Source organism: Acidilobus saccharovorans 345-15 (assembly GCF_000144915.1).
Lineage (GTDB): Archaea > Thermoproteota > Thermoprotei_A > Sulfolobales > Acidilobaceae > Acidilobus > Acidilobus saccharovorans.
This window is the reverse complement of record NC_014374.1, coordinates 1,161,526-1,180,266: the sequence shown is the minus strand read 5'-3', so window position 1 is coordinate 1,180,266 and position 18,741 is coordinate 1,161,526. Positions and strand designations below refer to the sequence as shown.

Here is an 18,741-nt window from a genome sequence, read left to right as displayed (position 1 = left end):
TCGGGCTAGCAGCGTTTATAATCTCAAAGGCGCTCCCTTGGATTAGGGATGATCTGGAACTCGGGAACAGACCCCTAACGGGGGATGGTGAGTGCATGGCTTCTGACCGCCCTGCTCAGCTCAAAGGCAAGGTAGCCCTTGTCACTGGAGGCGATAGGGGCATAGGAAAGGCCATAGCTATTAGGCTGGCCTCCATGGGCGCCAGCGTGGCTATAACTTACAGGAAGGCCGCCGATGAAGCTGAGAAGACGCTGGAAGAGATTAGGCAGATGGGCGTTCCCTCCATTGCAATAAGGATGAACCTGGGCTCTCCGGATGACATAAAATCTGCTGTGGAGCAGGCGAGAAGGGAGCTTGGCGGCATAGACATCCTGGTTAATAACGCAGGCGTAGGGTATGCCTCTGAATTCCTTGACATGAACCCCGAGTCATGGCATGCACAGATAAACTACGACTTAACAGGCCCATACCTTATAACTAGGGAGGTCCTGAAAGATATGATATCTAAGGAATGGGGGAGGGTCGTCTTCATATCAAGCGTGGCCGGCATTTATGGCCTGGACTTTTTAACAGCCTACTCGGCTGCCAAGGCAGGGCTCATAGGGTTAGCCAAGTCCCTCGCAATAGAGCTCATAAAGTATAACATAACTGTCAACGTAGTCGCTCCAGGCTTTGTGAACACTAGGCTGGGACTTAGTTACTTCGAGTGGCTGGACAAGAAAACCGGGAGGGCCGGAAGCCTAGACAGATACCTGAGCAGGATACCCCCTCACAGGCTGGTGACTCCTGAAGAAGTGGCCTCCGTAGTGGCCTTCTTAGCAAGCCCTGAGGCCAGCGGGGTCACGGGCCAAGTTATAGTAGTTGACGCAGGGGCGTCCCTCGGCGTTGGGATGACTTAGGCCGCAGGCTCCTTGCCGCCGCTCTGGCGGCCCAGGGGCATCCTATGTATATAGCCGCACACCAGGCACCTTCTTACTACATACTTTTGCCTTCCCTGCGACCTTACTCTCACTGAGAGGGTCACGCCCGGTATGAGCGACACCTTACACCTCTTGCAGTAGGTCCTCTTTATCTCAGGCGGCAGCCTAACCCTTGTCATCTGGGATATCCTAATTATGAGCTCATTAACTCTCGACGATAGATCGAAGTCACCTTCTTGGGCGGCGCTAAAGGAGAACTGAGACAGCCTCATAATATCCTCTAACACCAGCTCAGCCCTATTAGGCCTCGCCCTCCGGCTGTGGCTTCTCTTCAATTTTCTTCAACTGCCTCTTGTACATCTCCAATAGCTCTTGCTCGGTCGTGGCGTCCTCTGGACCTTTGTCGTCCCTCCACCTTATAAACCTTGGGAACCTTATTGAGATGCCAGCTCCTTTCCTCACGGCGTCCATACAGCACGTGTGAGCTGGGGAGAGGGTGAGCTCAGCGCCTATTACCTCTGCAACCTTAACCGGCTCGAACCAGACGTCAGCGTCAAGGTTTGACACTACCCTGGGATGCCTGTGGTCTATTATATATGGCTTGAACAGGTCGTACATGTTATTTATATCCTCATCGGTAAAGCCGCTTCCTACCTTGCACACTGTCTTAAAGACGTCATTGTTAGGATCATAAGCGGCTAACAGCAGCGTGCCAAGCTTGCCGCCGCGCTTGCCCTTACCATAGAAGGCTCCAACAGCGACTAGGTCCACAGTGTCCGACATCTCGCTCCTGTAGTCGCGCTTCAGCTTAACCCAAAGCCAGCCTCTCACGCCCGCCCTGTAGACGCTCTCATCATGTATAGCCTTTATCATAACTCCCTCAGCGCCGTCAGCTATTGCCTGAAGGAAGAAGTTCATTATCTCGTCAGGGTCGGAGCTCGCTATGTAATTGCTCATGACAACCCGGTCGTTCGGTTCAAGTATTGACTCGAGGACCTTCCTCCTGTAGGGCAGGGGCCTGGTAGTTAGATCCTCATCGTCCTTCATTATTATGTCAAAGAGGAACAACCTAGTCGGTATTTCTTTCATCATCTTCTCTATATCATACTTTCTTCTCCTCTGCATCAGCTCCTGGAATGGCCTGAGCTCACCCGTGTCTGGATCTATGGCTACTATCTCTCCTTCAACTATCGCCTTCTTGGCCTTGATGGCCTCCCTCACGCCATCAGCTATATCAGGGTACATAGGAGTTATGTCCTCAAGCCTTCTGGAGAATATCTTTATCTTATCACCATCCTTATGTATCTGGCCCCTTTCACCATCGTATTTATACTCAACATAGGCCTTACCGCCTACCTTAGCCAGTATCTCCTTAACATCGTTAGCCCTCTCAGCCAACATAGGCCTTATAGGCGTGCCAACCTCTGGCTTGAGGCCCTTGAGGGCCTCAACGCCCTGCGTCGCCACTATCTTGGCTATTTCCCCCAGGTCAGCCCTTAGGTTGTACGCCCTTTCTATTAAGTCCCTCACGGCCGAGGAGCCTCCGTATGCCACTGCAAGGGCGTCCAGTATTGTCGCGTCACCTATGCCAAGCCTTAGCCTGCCCTCAACGAACCTGACTATATATCTTGCCTCTATCGGTTTGGCGTCCTTCAGGAGACCCGCCAGCGTCTTCAGTTTAAGGTCTCTGCTGCTCTCCCCCGTAGCGTAGGCTATTTTCATGAATGAGTCGAAGACTCTGCTGACGGTCAGCTGCGAGGAGCCGCCCCCCATAAAGGTCAGCAGGTTGCTCTTCAGGTGACCGCCGGTCTGGGCCAGCTGCTCGGCCACCTTCCCTGGGTCCCCAAGCTTGTCCACAAGCTTCTGGACGTCGCCCTCGCTCTTGCCATAAGCCAAAGCTATGGCCTGCACCAGGAGCTTATCGCCTACCCCTAGCTCGGGTATGCCCTTCCAGTCAGGGCCCAGTTTGCTCTGTATCATGTAAACGACCTTATCTATAACGTCAGCGGGAGTTCTCTTCAGCAGGCCTGCCAAGAGCTGGGTGAGCTGAATCCTTGAAGTTATGCCCTCCATTGAGCTGAACGTGTTAGCTATGTCCTCGAACATCATGTCTGAGGGCAACATTTATCCCAATATAGTATAAGCCGCTCGGAGTTAAAACGCAGAGAAGCGAGCACCTAAACGTGTCATGTAATAACTAAGGGAACGCCGGGGGTGGGATTTGAACCCACGCGCCCCTTGTGGAGCAACGGGTCTCAAGCCCGTCCCCTTGGGCCGCTCGGGCACCCCGGCGCCAGATAGCTTAATGAAGAAGGGGTTCTAAAAAGCTATTTGCATCCGGGCAGAGGCTCGCGACGCAAAATCGCGCACAGCTAATGAAATGGCTTATGGAGCTCCGAATGCCTTAACTCTAAAAAGGAACTTCATATATCACTACTTGAAAAGATAATAAATCATCTGCCGGACTTTATCTCTATGTAGACGTCACTCGGTACCTGTATCCTCATGAGCTTCTTTAAGACCCTCTCGTCAGCTTCTATGTCAATGAGTCTCTTGTGTATTCTCATCTCCCAGTGCTCCCAGTGCTTGCTGCCCTCGCCGTGTGGGAGCCTGAAGATAGGAACCTCTAGTCTCTTAGTAGGCAGCGGTATGGGTCCTCTCATGGGAACTCCTGTCTTCTGAGCTATGTCCTTTATTTGCGCCACTACTTGCTCTAGGCTCTTTGCATTAGTGCTCCATAGCCATATTCTGACGTTAAATGCCATTGTGAGGCACCGCTTGAGCCGTTAGCTTCACTTCTTAACCTCTATCTTGGCAGGCTTTATATCTGTAACTATTCCGATGCCTATGGTCCTACCCATATCTCTCATAGCGAAGCGGCCGAGCTGTGGGAATTCACCGAACTTCTCGATGACCAGCGGCTTTATTGGCTTGAACTTAACTATGGCGGTGTCACCAGCCTTTATGAACTGTGGGTTCTGCTCTATCGGGTTTCCAGTCCTTGGGTCTAGCTTAGCGACTATCTCGGTTATCCTGCAGGCCACCGAAGCCGTGTGGACGTGAATCACTGGAGTGTAGCCAACTGCTATAGCGCTTGGGTGCCAGACCACCACTACCCTTGCCGTGAACTCCTCAGCCACGGTGGGTGGGTTGTCAGTCTTGCCTATCACGTCACCTCTCTTGACCTGGTTCTTCTCAACGCCCCTCAGCGCAACTCCCACGTTGTCTCCAGGCTCCGCCTGCTGCAGGTCCTGGTAGTGCATCTGTATGCTCTTGACGTCGGCCACTACGCCCTCAGGCATCACTATTACCTTGTCTCCTGGCTTGAGCACGCCCGTCTCAACCCTGCCCGTCACTACGGTGCCTGCGCCGGGGATGCTTAGCACGCTCTGCACTGGCAGCCTCAGAGGCTTGTCAACGGGCTTTGGTGGAACCTTTAAGTTATCGAGGGCCTCCACGAGCGTTGGTCCCTTGTACCACGGCATGTTGGGGCTTCTCTCTATTAGGTTCTCGCCAGTCCACGCACTGACAGGCACGAACGGTATGGCGTCAACGTTGTAGCCAAGCCCCTTCAGGAACTTCTTCATGGTATTTACTATCTCCTCGTACCTCTGCTGGCTGTAGTTGACGTCAGGGGCATCCATCTTGTTTACGACTACTATCAGCTGTTCGATGCCCAAGGTCTTGGCCAGGAGGGCGTGCTCCCTGGTCTGGCCCTCTGCGCTCATTCCCGCCTCAAACTCTCCCTTTCTAGATGAGATCACCAGCAGCGCTGCGTCCGCCTGGCTGGCGCCGGTTATCATGTTCTTCACGAAGTCCCTGTGGCCTGGGGCGTCGATAATTGTGAAGTAGTACTTCTTAGTCTCGAACTTCATGAAGGAGAGGTCTATTGTTATACCCCTCTCCCTCTCCTCCTTCATCTTATCCAGCAGCCAGGCAAACTTGAACGACTCCTTTCCAGCGGCCTTGGCCTGCTCCTCAAGCTGCTGCATTATCTTGGGGTCTATGACCCCAAGCCTGTAAAGCAGGCTACCGGTGAGCGTGCTCTTACCGTGATCTATGTGCCCTATCACGACTAGGTTAAGGTGTGGCTTCTCGGGCACTATGGTTCACCTCTTCATTCCGCCTGCAATTAGTGAAGTGTGAGGGATTTAAAAATGCAGCTGAAGGTCTTGATGTGGAACGAAGGAGAGGAGTTTACCTTGAGCTGAGGGCTATCCTCTCTATCTCCTCCTTCTGCTTTATGGCGTAGCTTGAGGGGTCTCCCTTCGACGCAGCTATTATTTCAGCGGCTAGGCACTCCTCTATAGTCTTGGAGGACCCAAAGGCGCAAAGCCTGGCCCCCTCAGCCATGAACCTGAGGGCCAGGTCCACCCTCCTCTGGGCTGAGACGTCCACTGAGACCCTATAGACTATTCCACCGTACATTATCCTCGTGGTCTCCTCCCTCGGCGCGGCATTCTCTATAGCACGGACAAGCACCTGAATGGGGTTCTCCCCCGTCTCCAGGTTTATGATTTCAAAGGCAGCCTTAACTATGTTGTAGGCCAGAGCCTTCTTGCCGCCGTTCCTGCCCGGCTGCATCAGCCTGTTTATGAGCCTTTCTACTATGGGCACCTCAGCCTTGCCAAACCTCCTGTGCTCGTGCCTCCCTCCTGTGTGGGGGAGCACGACGGGCCTTAGGCTTATGTACTTTTTGAGGCTTGGATCCCTTACCTCAACTCCCTCCCAGCTCCACTTGCCGAAGAGCCTTATTGCACCTAGATTGCCCACCTCAGAGAGCTCTGGGAGCTTCACCTGCTCTGCCATGGCTGCACCCCTTACACCTTTACGGCTGTAGTTTTTAAGCGAACTTCAAGACTATAAATGCTTGTCAAGTCAGTGAAGATGGACTTAAGAGCCTTAGAGGCTAGTAGTGTAAGGGGCGCTTAAGCATTGCCAGAGGACGAGCTGCTAAAAGTCAAGTACGTCCAACCATTCTACAAGCTTCTGCGGGACGTCAACAGCGGAGCCGGGGCCTACGTGGTGGGACTCTCGTTGCTGCTTGAGAATGACGAGGAGTTTACGATGGTTAACATACCCATGGATGTAGCTGAAGCTATAAAGCTCATAAATGACAGTGACGTGCCGCCCAGGAGACAGAGTATATACACTTTCCTATCGTCCCACGAGGACTTTAAGGAGATGCTGAGAAAGACCTTAAAGAGAGTCGTAATAGATGAATTTGAGGTTGACACCGGAGTTTACACAGCAACAGTGGAATTCGAGGACGGAGGCATAAGCATAAGCGTTAAAATGATACCCAGCCATGCAGTATATCTAGCACTTATAAGTGATAAACCCATATTTGTTAGTAAAAAGCTTGTCGATATGGAAAAGTGGTGGAGCAGCGAGAGTGGTGAGGGCGAGGAAGGGGATCAGCCTTAGCTGTCTGCGCGTTAGCCCTTAGTGCGGCGCTCTCCTTCTATACGAGTGAAAACCGTAAACATAGGCTAATAAGAGCTCTAGCCAAGGGGACTAGGTTAACGCGTGAACTAAAGAGTGCCAGGCCACATTATATAAAAGGCCATGAACTTAGATGGCGACCATATAATTAACTTATATCATAGATAATCTTAGAACCATAAACCATAAGGCAGTTAAGAAGCGGCGACTGCTCATCTCTTAACCTTCTGCTTCTTACCTTTCCACAGAGCGTCCAGGGAAACTCCGTTAACAGCTATTACCTTATACTTCACTCCAGGTATGTCGCCCATAGCCCTGCCCTTAGGGCCTCCTATACCCTCAATTATAACTTCGTCATGCTCGTCTATATATAGTATGCCTCCGTCCTTAGGCACGAATGCCGTCACTACCTTCTTGTTCTTGACCAGCTGAACCCTAACGCACTTACGCAGCGCGGCGTTGGGCTGCCTTGAGGGTATACCTACCTTCTCAAGCACTATTCCTCTAGCCATGGGTGAGCCCTCGAGCGGATCATACTTTTCCTTGAGCTTCAGCATCCTTATCTTGAACTCGCTCTTGGCCCACTTGAACTTGAGCCTGCTCTTCCTGAGCTTGCGCGCCGCGAACAGCCCATTCGGCCCCTCTGGCATTCCGTTAATCCCCTCACTCTGCTCCAGGCATGAATTTAAAAACTTCCATCAGTTACCTGATGACCACCTTGTCCACATTAAAGAGCTTGGTCAGAATTATCCTTGCTCTCTTGACGTTTCTGCCGTCCCTTCCGATGGCCTTGCCTTTCTCGTCATCCTTAACCTTAACGTAAACAACCTTGCCATCGTTCTTATCAACTACGTCCACCTTAAGTACCGTTACACCGGGAAAGAGGTTTCTAACCATTGATTCGAGATCCGCAGAATACTCGACAACTTCAACGTTCTTGTTCAATATTCTAGACAAGGTCTTCACGTTTCTTCCATCCTTTCCTATGGCTTTCCCTATGTCATTCTTATCGACTAAATAGAATATCCTGTTGCCCTCGGCGTCCTCTATCGCCCTGTAAACCATGGCCCCTGTGATATCCTGAAAGAGCGATATGAAGCGCAGTTCCTCAAGTCCTATCCTGTCTCCCTTAGAGTTAGCGTCGGACTGCGCCACCCCAACCTCCCCTTACCTGCCTTTACCTGCCCTCTGAGAGAACGTCAAGGATCCTCGAGTCGCCAGGGTTTAGAACTGCTATTACTGAGACCTTGAATGGCTTTCCTATGAGTGAGCCCAGGTCCGCTGACGTTCCCTTGTAGACGTACAATGGAACACCATTTATATTGGCCAAGGACTCTATATTCTTTCTGACGTCTGGCGGAGCGTTATCAGCAACTATGATGCCTTTAGCCTGATTCTTAAGAAGCAGCTTCAGCGCCCTGCGAGCTCCTAAGCTTAGCTTCCCGCTCTTGGCCGCCGCCTTAAGTTCCCTCTCAAACAGCGCCTCTGACACCTAGGTCACCTCACTCCTGCCCTGTCTTACTTGGCTCTTCCTGCTGGCTTACCTTAGGTTGCAGAGATTTAAGAGCGTTGATGCCTACCGATAACATCACTATGCCGGTGCCAACCCTGGGAGGTAGCCCTGCCACTATGCTCTCCGTGACGCCGCTGAACTTCTCCTCCTCGCCTTTGACCGCCGCGTTATAAAGCTGGTTAACCGTCACTTCAAATGCTGCGCGAGCTATGACGCTGGGCTTCTCACCTACAACTCCCAACCTGCCTATCTGCCTTATCTTGCCTGTCCACGTCATTATGTCGGCCACTAGCATGACGTGCCTGATGTCAACGTCTAGGCCTGAGCTCTGCAGCACGTCCATTATTTCTTTTATTATAGAGTTCCTGGCGGCCTCAATGCCTAAAACATCCGCTATTTCGTATATGTTGTTAGTCTCCACTCTTGTGGCGTCCACTCCGTCCACCCTCATGACTTCGGCTAAGTTGCTGCCCTCGGCTATTATGACGTACTCATGCTTACCAGTCTTTTCATCTGTATGCTCCTGTATTATTGTCCTTTTGATGCCTTTTATCCCTCTCACGTAGCCCTTCTTTATCTTTGATACTATCTCAGAGTAACTACGAAGGTCATAAAGCGCGTCGTCAGGTAACACGCTCTCGCTGACATTAAGCACTACTGTATACTCATCTTCGCCCTTGCCCACGTCGCCCAGTTTAAGCCGCTCGAAGGCCTCCATTATCTCGTCTTCGGTGAGCCCCCTGTCGGTTACCATGTCTGGATCTAACTTAACTATGAAGGTCCTGTCGCCCAATGTGTAGCTTATTTCATCAACTATGTTGCCTATCGTGGTATACTCTATCTCCCTCGCTATCTTACGCGCCATCTCCAGGTTGTCAGCATACTTTTCTTCAAGGTAAATCTTCATCATAGGTGTCGAGGGCTCGTGCCTGGCGTCAACTATCTCTATGAGCCTTGGAAGTCCTAAGGTAACGTCGAACTCCATGAGGCCCGCATAGTGGAAGGTTCTCAGCGTCATCTGAGTTCCTGGCTCCCCTATGGACTGGGCTGTTACCACGCCGACAGCTTCACCTGGCTGAACCATTGACGAGATATAGGCTCTCACGGCATCCTCTATAACCTTAATCTTTTGTTCGGCGCTCAGCTCCTGGCTCTCGACCACTTTGCTGTAGAGCTCATCATATAAGCTTGGAGGCAGCAGCGACTTAGCAGCGTCAAGCTTTCTCTTAAGCGTCTCTCCAAGCTCCATCTCGGAGGCCTCCGCTTCCTTCTTGGTCTTCCTAGACCTCACCCTTCTCCCCTCGTCCGATGTTCTCTTGGCCACCTTCATGCACCCCCTTGCTTAACCTTTTCAATAAGCCTGTCCACATTTACTGCCTTGCCATGATAGGTCTTCTGTGGATCCACGCCGTCCTCGCCGTATCTGAACTGAATTATATTATCCTGCGAGTCCCTCACGGTGCCGTCATATGCAACGTGGAGGTCCTGCAGGGCGTTTATCAGCCTCCTCTGCATATAGCCGCTCTGTGAGGTCTTCAGCGCTGTGTCCACCAGGCCCTCCCTGCCGCCTGCCGCGTGGAAGAACACCTCGTGTGGTTTCAGCCCGTCCCTGAAGTTGCTAACAACGAAGCCCCTCGCCTCTGGCGAGAGGTCGCCTGGCCTGAAGTGCGGCAGCGTGCGGGTCCTGAAGCCCCTTACTATTCTTCTCCCTCTCACCGTCTGCTGGCCCAGCATAGCGGCCATCTGTGTTATGTTAATGTCACTTCCCCTGGCCCCTGTCCTGGCCATTATGAAGGCGTTGTTGAATGGGTTCATATAGCCTATAGCTGTCTTACCAGCGTCGTCCCTCAGCTTCTGGAGCCTCTGGATTATCTTGAGCTCCAGGCTCTCCTCGAGGGTCCTGCCAGGTATTATCTCAAGAGTTCCGTTCCTATACTGCTCTATTAACTTCATGACGTCCTCCTTAGCCTCCTCGGTCATCTTAGCTATCTTGTCTCTGGCCTCCTTAGGTATCTCTATGTCGCTTATCGATATGCTGAAGCCCCTGAGCTCCAGCATTCTTATGAACATCCTATACATGGTGTCAAGCAACTGCCTTGCGGCTGCGTTGCCATACTCCAACGCTATGTAGTGGAGCACGCTCTCCGGCTGCTCAGCACCTATGGTGTTCTTGTCGAACACGCCCTCCAGGAGCCTCCCTCTCCTTATCACTACATATGAGTCGAAGAAGCAGTCTTCTCCGTCACACTTGAGGTCCCCAGCGTTTATCTTCGCCCGGCCGCTGAAGTTGAAGTCGCTTGGCAGGAAGAGGCTGACCAGCTGCTTGCCAGTCCACAGAGGCCTTGGCTTAAGTATTGCTGGCTCCGGCAGCTCGCCGCTGTAACTCGCCGCTGCTAACAGCCTGCCCACGGCTTCTCTATCAAACAATGTAGTTTTAACGGTGAGCAGATACGCGCCGCTTATGTAGTCCTGCCTTCCGCCTATTATAGGCCCGCCGTATCTCGGGGTCAGTATGTGGTTCTCCACCAGCAGCAGGTTCAAGGCCTCCGCGCGGGCCTCCTCGAGCCTTGGCACGTGCAGGTTCATCTCGTCACCGTCAAAGTCGGCGTTGTAAGGCGCGCACACCAGTAGGTTGAGCCTAAACGTCCTACCGGGCATAACCCTTACCTTATGACCCATTATTGACATCCTGTGAAGGCTGGGCTGCCTGTTGAAGAGCACTATGTCGCCATCTATCAGGTGCCTTTCAACAATATCACCTACCTCGAGGCTCTCCGCTAACTGCCTCAGGTTGCGCTGGTACCTCAGGTCCAGCTTAACCCCCTCCCTCTTCTTGTACACTATGGTGGCGCCTGGCCACTGGTAGGGGCCGTTCAGGACGTACTTCCTGGCCTCCTCTATGTTGAACTTCGTAACTACCATAGGCACTGTCAGTATCTTTGCTACCTCTATTGGGACGCCTACCTCGTTAATACTTATCAGTGGGTCTGGAGATATCACAGTCCTTGAAGAGAAGTTAACCCTCTTGCCGTTTAAGTTGCCCCTCAGCCTGCCCTCCTTGCCCTTGAGCCTCTGTGCCAACGTCTTGAGCTGTTTTCTGCCCCTGTGCGAGAGCTGGTAGATGTTCGGCAGTTCGTTGTCTATATATGCCGCTATCACGTTCTGAAGCGCCTGCCAGGCCTCCTCTATCATCGACTCCGGAGCGCTGGATGAGATGAAGTTCTTGAGCCTCTCGTTCTGTCTAACTATCTCCGCAAGCGCGTGAGTCAGGTCGTCCTCAGCCCTTGAACCGCTCTCCATAGTTATTGAGGGCCTCACCGAGAGCGGTGGCACGGGCAGCACAGTGAGGACGGCCCACTCGGGCCTGGCCGACTTGGGGTCCCAGCCCAACAGCTCCACATCATCATCTGGTATTTTCTCCAGCCTCTCCCTGACGTCGCTTGGCGTTAGCCTTACCTCGCCCTCAGGTCTAACCTCATAGAAGTTATACGGTTTGATGAACTTTATCTTGTACTGCTTGGCGCCGCAGTGCGGGCACTCGGTGGCAGAGGACGCCTCCTTTATCACCTCCTCTACAAATATGTCAGCGAGCAGTGGCCACTTCTCCCTGAGCCTCCTATATATGCCTAGCATGTACGCCGCCTTCTGGGGCGGGATAAGTATCCTTCCGCAGCTCCTGCACGTTGACTGCAGCAGCTGGTAGATCTTGTCTCCAAGGTGCGGGAGCACCACAGGCCTGGCAAGGTCTATTTTACCGAAGTGCCCAGGGCAGTCCTGCCTAGTGTTGCCGCAGACGGGGCACCTCTCACCAGGCTCTATAGCGCCGAAGTGCGGGTCCCTGAGCCCTCCCATTACTGGGGAGCCGTCAACCTCGTATATCTCTGGTCTTATCACAGTTACCTTGGCCATCTCCCTGATCTCGCGAGGGCTCAGGAGGCTGAACCTTATGCCGCTAATTGTGTACCTCTCGCGCTCCTCGCCCGGGCTGTACGACATGGCCTGTCACCTCACGAAGAGCTTCCATTGCCGTTACTCTTGTCATTGTTACCCTGGTTTCCATTAGTGGCGGCGCTTAGCTTAGACATGCCAGCCTGCGAGATCCTGTCCAGGAGCGAGATCCTGTCAGAGACTTCAATCCTGGGCTTAATTCCCATGCTCATGATCTCCTGCAGGAACAGCTTAAACGCGTAAGGCACCTTCACGGGCTTTATGTCACCGTTCTCACCGTGTATCGGGCACTCATATACGTTCTTCCTGCTGTTGTACCAAGCTACGTGACCGCACAGCGTGCAGACATACATTGTGTAGGCGTCGCTGCCGTCGAGCATCCTGTCCCTTAGCAGCATGGTTGCTCCGTGACCTACGAGGCAGTCCCTCTCCATCTCTCCGAACCTTAGACCTCCCTGCCTGGCCTTGCCCTCTGTAGGCTGCCTTGTGAGGAGCTGCACCTTACCTGTAGCCCTGGCGTGCATCTTGTCGGCTACCATGTGGTACAGCCTCTGATAGAAGACTACACCTATGGAAATCGGCGTCTCAAGCAGCTGGCCTGTACGGCCGTCATACATAACTTCTGTTCCGTCAGGGCTGTAACCATGTTTAATTAGTATGATCTTATACTGATCAACGTCATCCTTATAGAACGGTGTGCCATCAACATACCTAGCTTCCATGGCTGCAGCCTTACCCGTTATGAGCTCAAGTATCTGTCCCACGGTCATACGTGAAGGTATTCCGTGCGGGTTAATTATAATGTCAGGGACTATGCCGTCTTCGGTGTAAGGCATGTCGTACTTGGGGTAAAGCATGCCAACGACTCCCTTCTGTCCATGTCTGCTTGCGAACTTATCGCCAAGTTCAGGTATCCTCAGGTCCCTGACCTTTACCTTCACCAGCAGGTTCCTGTCGGTGGTCTGAGTTATGAGCACTGTATCTACTACGCCGTGCTCCCCATACCTCAGCTGCACGCTCGTGTCCCTCTTGGTTAAGGTTCCTAGGCTCATAACGCGCTCCTCGCCGAGGAACCTTGGCGGGCTCTCCCTGCCTACAAGCACGTCTCCGCCATCAACCTCAACCTCAGGCTCTATGATTCCATCTGGACCTAGCTTGGTGTAATACTGATCTCCCTTATGATCATAAAGCTTTGGTGAGGGGACAGTTATGGTGTCCTTAAGGCCACCAGCATAGGTGTTTTCCATGACTGTATATACCCTAAAGAAGTGAGCCCTTCCAAGGCCATAATCGACGCTTGTCTTATTCATTATTATTGCGTCCTCCATGTTGTAGCCCATGTAGGGCATTATTGCAACAATGAAGTTCTGCCCCGAGGGCCTATCATTATAGCCTATCTCCTCAAGCGACCTCGTCTGAACTATAGGCTTCTGCGGGTAGTGAAGCAGGTAGGCGTGGCTGTCCATGCGGTACTGGTAGTTCAGCGCATAAAGGCCTAGGGCCTGCTTTGCCATGGCCGCCTGGTAGGTGTTCCTCGGGCTCTGGTTGTGCTCCAAGAACGGGGTTATTGACGTGACCACGCTGAATATGCCTGGCGTCCACATCTCCAGGTGGGTGTGCTCAGGGGTCACCTCCTCGGGGGACTCGGCAACATAGGCGTTCTCCTCCTCGTCAGGGTCCAGGAACTCTATAACGCCGTTTCTCACCAGGTCCCAGAAGGACATCTCGCCGCGCTTAACCTTCTCGACCATCTCTTTCGTCAGCTTTGGCTTGCCGTTCTCGACAACTATGACGGGCCTCATCAACCTACCTTCATCGGTGTTTATGTAAACCTCCTTGATGCCGCCCTGCTCTATGTAGGCGACGCTCACCTCATAGCTTAAGCTTCCTGACCTCCTCATAGCTATAAGCTTTCTGCGCAGCTCCGCGCCGTCCTGAACGTAGCCTATGGGCTTACCGTTGAGGAACACCTTGGCCATGTTAGTGTACTTCTCTATGGCTTCAGGCTCACCGCTTGCTATCTCCTTAATTGCATCGTCCAGAGGTATCAAGTCCATGCTCATTAGTATGTTCTTCACATGCTGCTCGTTAACGCCAACCGATATATAGGCCGTCATGGCCAAATTCTTGACCAGGCCACAGTTTATGCCCTCCGGCGTCTCGAACGGGCAAAGCCTTCCCCAGTGAGTTCCATGCAGGTCCCTGGCCTCAAAGTTCGACTCCCCTCTGCTCAGCGGTGATATGACCCTCCTCAGGTGGCTGAGCAGGCTCATCCAGTTGGTCCTGTCAAGCGCCTGGCTCACTCCAGTCCTGTTGCCGGTCCAGTTGCCTGTCGCCAGGGCAGCCCTCACCCTCTCAGTTATGATATCAGGCCTCACCAGGCTTCTCAGGTCCCTCACCTTCCTGTGCTGGCTTATGTACTCCTCGAGCTCGCTTGCTATCAGGGTCGCAAGCTGTTGGAATGCGTCCCTAAAGATCTCTGCTATGAGATCACCCGCGAGCCTTAGGCGCTTGTTAGCCAGGTGATCCTTGTCATCCTCCTGCCTCTTGCCTAAGTAAAGCTGCAGGACCCTGTTCGCCATCTCACCGAGGAAGTATGCCTTAGCGAGCCTGTCGGCGGGCGTCAGACCTATGTGGGGTAAGAACTGGGTGTCTATGAACTCCTCCGCGCGCTGTATCCTTATCTCCCTGGGCTGCCCAGTCGCTATCCTGTTGCCAAGGAACTCCAGGGCATCCTCCTTAGTCCTTATGGCAGCGCTAACCTTCTCAAAGCTCGGCAGCAGCTCCCTCTGCACGTCGGGGTCTGGCGAAACTGCGGCCGCTATCTCCGCGTCCTTCTCAAGCCCGAGGGCCTTCATCATCACTATGAATGGTATTCTATAGTTAAGCCTGCTCATGCTTACCTCAAGGGATCCGTCGCTCATCCTGTCTACTATAACTTGCCTTCTCAGGCCAAGTATTGTTGAAACGGTCTTAGCGCTGTGCGTTATCTTTGCGGTGTTAGCCGTTGAGACCCCCACTATTATCCTGTTTACTGCCAGGTCCTCCTGAGCCACCACTACCCTCTCGCTGCCATTTATAATGAAGTAGCCTCCGGGATCGTTAGGGTCCTCGCCGGCCTCCAGGAGCTCCCTGTAGCTGGCCTTAGAGAGCGGGTCGATGACAGACTTAACCATTATGGGGAAGTCTCCCACCTTTACCTCGTCGCTGTAGACCTCGGTGCCATTTTCTACAAGCTTCATCTGAAGGAAGAGAGGAGCAGAGTACGTGAAGTTCCTGAGCCTTGCCTCTAGGGGCGTTACGTCCTTGCGTCTCAGGTTGCCGTCAGCTTCCTTTACCTGGGGCTCGCCTATGCGTATTTTCCCAAGCACTATCTTTATATCAGGACCTTCCTCTGGGGCTGCCTCCCTCCTCCTGCTGACCTGCTTATAAAGAGGCCTTATTTCCCCAAAGGAATCAACTATCTCTTGCATGCGCTCCGTCACAAAGGCATTATACGAGTCCAGGTGCTGTCTGGCAAGCCCTGTCTCGCGTATGTACTGCCTGAATACGATCCATAGGTCATCCTTGGTTAGTTGCTCAGACGTCATTAAGCTCACCCACTCAATAGGACACGACTACCCTATAAACTACGTGTTTCCCTGCGGTGGGCGAGTTGCGCTCTATTTCAACAATATCTCCTGGCTTGCCTCCCAGCAGCTTAATAATGGGGTCGTTGGCGCTGATCCTCGGAAGCTGCCACGGCTTAACGCCAAGCTTATTAAGCACTTCAACCGCCTCCTCTATGCTCAGTATACGATGCTTTGGCACAAGTACGTGATTAAGTATCCTTTCATCTGGTCTAGCAGATGGCAAACTACCTAGCACCCCTCCTACAGCCTCTGGTTGGACCCCGAGGTTATCTAGTTAACTGAAGCGCTAACGTCTCTCAGGAGATTTGCGCCTAACTATGGATCGTCCAATGAGGATAAGCCCTCGGACCGCTGCACAGTAGAACATGGAGGAGCCCTTCAGGGCTGTGGCGGGCCCGCCGGGATTCGAACCCGGGACTTCCGCCCGCGGCTAGGCGTCGCGGCCTACGGGTTAAAAGCCCGCCGCTCTATCCTGGCTGAGCTACGGGCCCACCAAAGCCCGTAGTCCCTAAGAAGTTTTTTAAATCTGATCAATTTCGTCAGCGATTCTAATGATGATGTTGATGCTATACCTGATCATAGTAGAGTAGATAAATGCACGGCCTATGCATTGCAATTAGATCCTCCTAACAGGACTAGAACAACATTAATAACGCCTTAATCCTCTATGGTCGTTATCCCCATGTAGGCCAGCCACTCCACAAATACTGGGAGTGCGGCCTCTATGTCTGTATAGCCTGAGTGCCTTAGGATGCTCTCTAACTGGGACCTCCTTATCGAATCAGAATCCCCTATTACATCAAATATATCCTTAAATGGTTCTACATCATCGCTCAGTGACTTTATCAGCAGCCTGAGTTCCCTGCCCTGCAGTTCCACAGCCCTCTTGCCCTCGCTGGTTATTACAAGGTTTCCCTTGTCCTCCCTCAGGAGGCCCAAGGAGACCGCTGCGTCGACGACGTGAGGCAATAAGTCCATATCAACGTTAAGGAGCTCGTCTAACCTGGACGAGTCAACGACTCCTCCTGAGGTGGCTATATACCTCACTAGCCCTAGCACCTGGTCAAGAGTTACGGGGGGCAAAGTTTTCACTTCATGATTCACCAATTCCTAATGTGTAAGTTACTGAGCGCAAACTTATAGCCTTTTAGCAGTAGGAAGGCCACGTTTTCCTATGTATAGATCTTCGTCCTGCATAACTTTTTAAATCTCAGGGACCCTTTCTCTATATAGAGGTGAACAGGTTGAGTAAGCTCTCGATTATTGTGTTCTCGGGAACGGAGGATAAGCTTATACCCCTTGGGGTCATATCACAGGGGGCCGCTGCCCTAGGTTATGAAGTCAGGGTTTTTGTGACGGGCTGGGCGCTGCTGAGGTTCCTCAAGAAGCCAGCTCAGCCCACCTGGCCCAAGGAGTTCGAAGCTATGGTGCCAGAGTTGGCTAAAGGCATGCAGATGAATAACGTGCCAAGCTGGCTTGACATGCTTAAGGAGGCCAAGAACATGGGCGCCAAGATCTATGCATGCAGCATGATGTCGCAAGTGATGGGCCTTAAGAAGGAGGACTTTGACCCAAGCCTTATTGATGACGTGGTTGGCGTGGCAACCTTCCTGCAGGAGGCCGAGGGCGGGCAGGTTATCTTCATATGAGCTGGTGGGGCCTTATGCAGCCCCAGAAAAGGCAAAAGGTTGTAATAGTGGGCGGCGGCGCTGGAGGCCTAATACTTGCAAACTCGCTTGCAAGGAGGGAGGGGTTTTCCGTAACCCTAATAAATGACACCCCGTACCATTACTACCTGCCCCAGCTGCTTCAGATAGCCTTCAGGGGCGATGACTCGCAGCTGAAAAGGGAGCTTGTAGGGCTAGTAAAGAAAAATGTGGACCTTCTCATAGATTCCGTTGAAACCGTGGACCTTAATAACAGGACAGTCCTTACAAGGTCAGGCAGGTCCATCAACTACGATATAGTTGTCTTAGCTCCAGGACTATCCATAGATCACACGGCAATTAAAGGAAATGACAAGTTGGTCTCCCTCTATGGCGACTTCCACTCCACGCCCGACAACGCCTGGAGGACGTTTAACGTGATAAACAGCCTTAAGAAGGGCAAGCTTGTAATAGCGGTGGCCGACCCTGGCCACAGGTGCCCTCCGTCCCCTTACGAGGGCGCCCTGCTGGCTGATGAGGCCTTGAGGGCCAGGGGCGTGAGAGGCCAGGTCGAGATAACCTTAGCGGTCCCATACCCAAGGGCTTACCCTGCCGAGACGTTTAACGAAGTCTTAGAGCCCATACTTAAGGAGAGGGGAATTAATATAGAGACTTTCTTTACAGTTGATACTGTGGACGTTGATAACAGGAAGATGACCTCGCTTGAGGGAGGGGAGCTCTCATTTGATGCAGCTATAGTTGTCCCTATTCACAGGGGTCCAAAGGTAAAGGTGGTCCCGGAAGACCTAAAAACGGAAGACGGATTCGTAAAGGCGGACAAGCTGACCAACCGCATAGGGGACTTTGACGACGCGTTTGCAATAGGCGACTCCTCCACGTCAACCACTGTTAGAACTGGGGTGACAGCGCACCTGGAGGCCAAGGTCGTCGAGAAGAGGCTGCTTGGCCTCAGCGCCCAGAACACTGGAAGAACCAACTGCCCCACAGAGATAGGGTTTGAAATGGGCACCTTCGTCATAAGCGACTTCAATCACCCCTCCGTCAAGCTGCCGCCTAAGGGGGTGTTCTTCATAATGAAGAGGCTTTTCGCGGACACCTACTGGGACGTCCTAAAGCACCCAGAGTTCTGGGACCCCATATTTGACGTCTATTTTGAGGCCACGTCGCCTGAGAAGCTATGGAAGATGTTCCCGTGAGGTGAGGCCCCATGGCGCAGGTCGACAGGCAGGCGGAGGCCCTTGAGAGGCTTCTTGACATAGCCTCCACGCTGAACGAGCTGCTCTCAGACGAGGAGCTGCTGAGGGCCGTTGCTAGGTTGTTGGTGACGCCTGAGACCCTGCTCATAATAGATAGGTTACCTCAGATAATGCAGCTCCTTGAGAGGCTTACTAGACCTGAAACCCTGGAGAAGCTCAACGCTGTAGCCGACGCTATAGATAGCCTTGACGTGGGCGTTCTAAGGTCATTAGCTTCGTCCCTGTCCGCTGAGGCTCAGGCTAACAACTTAAGTGACCTAATGAGGCTGCTGGGCGACAGGGACGTCATAAAGGGACTGGCCATAGTGCTTAACGTTGCAAAGGCGATTGGGGCGGCACGCCCAGCGAACCCGAAGTAGC

The 18,741-nt window shown here is 52.7% G+C and carries 18 protein-coding genes and 2 tRNA genes; 5 read left to right on the top strand and 15 right to left on the bottom strand.

What is annotated here, in order from left to right:
- Positions 1–95: 95 nt before the first annotated feature.
- Positions 96–899 carry an SDR family NAD(P)-dependent oxidoreductase gene (locus ASAC_RS06020; protein WP_013267104.1) on the top strand — a complete coding sequence of 268 codons (804 nt, stop codon included), beginning with the start codon at positions 96–98 and terminating at the stop codon, positions 897–899.
- Here the strand turns inward: ASAC_RS06020 and ASAC_RS06015 are convergent.
- From ASAC_RS06015 to ASAC_RS05990, 6 genes are all read right to left on the bottom strand, one after another.
- Positions 896–1,192 (bottom strand): ribonuclease P protein component 4, encoded by a 297-nt coding sequence (locus ASAC_RS06015; protein ID WP_158303797.1) that lies wholly within the window; start codon positions 1,190–1,192, stop codon positions 896–898. The genes ASAC_RS06020 and ASAC_RS06015 overlap by 4 nt on opposite strands.
- Before the next feature lie 28 nt (positions 1,193–1,220).
- Positions 1,221–3,044: an ATP-dependent DNA ligase gene (locus ASAC_RS06010; protein WP_013267102.1), complete on the bottom strand. Its 1,824-nt coding sequence runs from the start codon at positions 3,042–3,044 to the stop codon at positions 1,221–1,223.
- An 82-nt stretch (positions 3,045–3,126) separates the two neighbouring features.
- A tRNA-Ser gene (locus tag ASAC_RS06005) sits at positions 3,127–3,212 on the bottom strand.
- A 161-nt stretch (positions 3,213–3,373) separates the two neighbouring features.
- A complete protein-coding gene (rpsJ, locus tag ASAC_RS06000) occupies positions 3,374–3,685 on the bottom strand; it encodes a 30S ribosomal protein S10 (protein WP_013267101.1) in 312 nt (103 codons plus the stop codon).
- A 27-nt stretch (positions 3,686–3,712) separates the two neighbouring features.
- Positions 3,713–5,026, bottom strand: coding sequence for a translation elongation factor EF-1 subunit alpha (gene tuf / locus ASAC_RS05995; RefSeq protein WP_148217186.1), 1,314 nt, complete (start codon positions 5,024–5,026; stop codon positions 3,713–3,715).
- A gap of 91 nt (positions 5,027–5,117) precedes the next feature.
- Complete coding sequence (locus tag ASAC_RS05990; protein WP_013267099.1) at positions 5,118–5,729, bottom strand: 30S ribosomal protein S7; 612 nt, start codon at positions 5,727–5,729, stop codon at positions 5,118–5,120.
- Between the two features lie 126 nt (positions 5,730–5,855).
- Between ASAC_RS05990 and ASAC_RS05985 the strand changes: the two genes are divergently transcribed.
- Complete coding sequence (locus ASAC_RS05985; protein WP_013267098.1) at positions 5,856–6,347, top strand: bifunctional nuclease family protein; 492 nt, start codon at positions 5,856–5,858, stop codon at positions 6,345–6,347.
- A 230-nt stretch (positions 6,348–6,577) separates the two neighbouring features.
- On the opposite strand, the gene ASAC_RS05980 is transcribed toward ASAC_RS05985, so the two are convergent.
- The 9 genes from ASAC_RS05980 to ASAC_RS05940 form a co-directional block, all read right to left on the bottom strand.
- The gene (locus ASAC_RS05980) at positions 6,578–7,015 is read right to left on the bottom strand and encodes a 30S ribosomal protein S12 (protein ID WP_013267097.1); all 438 of its coding nucleotides are present in this window, start codon (positions 7,013–7,015) and stop codon (positions 6,578–6,580) included.
- Positions 7,016–7,067: 52 nt separating this feature from the next.
- The gene (locus ASAC_RS05975; protein WP_013267096.1) at positions 7,068–7,520 is read right to left on the bottom strand and encodes a NusA-like transcription termination signal-binding factor; all 453 of its coding nucleotides are present in this window, start codon (positions 7,518–7,520) and stop codon (positions 7,068–7,070) included.
- Positions 7,521–7,542: 22 nt separating this feature from the next.
- Positions 7,543–7,857 (bottom strand): 50S ribosomal protein L30e, encoded by a 315-nt coding sequence (locus tag ASAC_RS05970; protein ID WP_013267095.1) that lies wholly within the window; start codon positions 7,855–7,857, stop codon positions 7,543–7,545.
- A 10-nt stretch (positions 7,858–7,867) separates the two neighbouring features.
- The gene (rpoA2, locus tag ASAC_RS05965; protein ID WP_052296733.1) at positions 7,868–9,127 is read right to left on the bottom strand and encodes a DNA-directed RNA polymerase subunit A''; all 1,260 of its coding nucleotides are present in this window, start codon (positions 9,125–9,127) and stop codon (positions 7,868–7,870) included.
- A gap of 77 nt (positions 9,128–9,204) precedes the next feature.
- Complete coding sequence (gene rpoA1 / locus ASAC_RS05960; protein ID WP_013267093.1) at positions 9,205–11,874, bottom strand: DNA-directed RNA polymerase subunit A'; 2,670 nt, start codon at positions 11,872–11,874, stop codon at positions 9,205–9,207.
- Positions 11,875–11,885: 11 nt separating this feature from the next.
- Positions 11,886–15,416 carry a DNA-directed RNA polymerase subunit B gene (locus tag ASAC_RS05955; RefSeq protein WP_048813021.1) on the bottom strand — a complete coding sequence of 1,177 codons (3,531 nt, stop codon included), beginning with the start codon at positions 15,414–15,416 and terminating at the stop codon, positions 11,886–11,888.
- 13 nt (positions 15,417–15,429) lie between these two features.
- Positions 15,430–15,681, bottom strand: coding sequence for a DNA-directed RNA polymerase subunit H (locus ASAC_RS05950; protein ID WP_048812859.1), 252 nt, complete (start codon positions 15,679–15,681; stop codon positions 15,430–15,432).
- A 164-nt stretch (positions 15,682–15,845) separates the two neighbouring features.
- Positions 15,846–15,949, bottom strand: a tRNA-Lys gene (locus tag ASAC_RS05945).
- A 166-nt stretch (positions 15,950–16,115) separates the two neighbouring features.
- Positions 16,116–16,541 carry an AAA-associated domain-containing protein gene (locus tag ASAC_RS05940; RefSeq protein WP_048812858.1) on the bottom strand — a complete coding sequence of 142 codons (426 nt, stop codon included), beginning with the start codon at positions 16,539–16,541 and terminating at the stop codon, positions 16,116–16,118.
- 152 nt (positions 16,542–16,693) lie between these two features.
- On the opposite strand from ASAC_RS05940, the gene ASAC_RS05935 reads away from it, so the two are divergent.
- The 3 genes from ASAC_RS05935 to ASAC_RS05925 are packed head-to-tail and all read left to right on the top strand — an operon-like array spanning position 16,694 to position 18,740.
- Positions 16,694–17,107, top strand: coding sequence for a DsrE/DsrF/DrsH-like family protein (locus ASAC_RS05935; protein WP_013267089.1), 414 nt, complete (start codon positions 16,694–16,696; stop codon positions 17,105–17,107).
- 14 nt (positions 17,108–17,121) lie between these two features.
- Entirely contained in the window at positions 17,122–18,321 is a 1,200-nt protein-coding gene (locus ASAC_RS05930; protein WP_148217185.1) for an NAD(P)/FAD-dependent oxidoreductase, read from the top strand.
- A gap of 11 nt (positions 18,322–18,332) precedes the next feature.
- The gene (locus ASAC_RS05925) at positions 18,333–18,740 is read left to right on the top strand and encodes a DUF1641 domain-containing protein (protein WP_013267087.1); all 408 of its coding nucleotides are present in this window, start codon (positions 18,333–18,335) and stop codon (positions 18,738–18,740) included.
- Position 18,741: the final 1 nt, after the last annotated feature.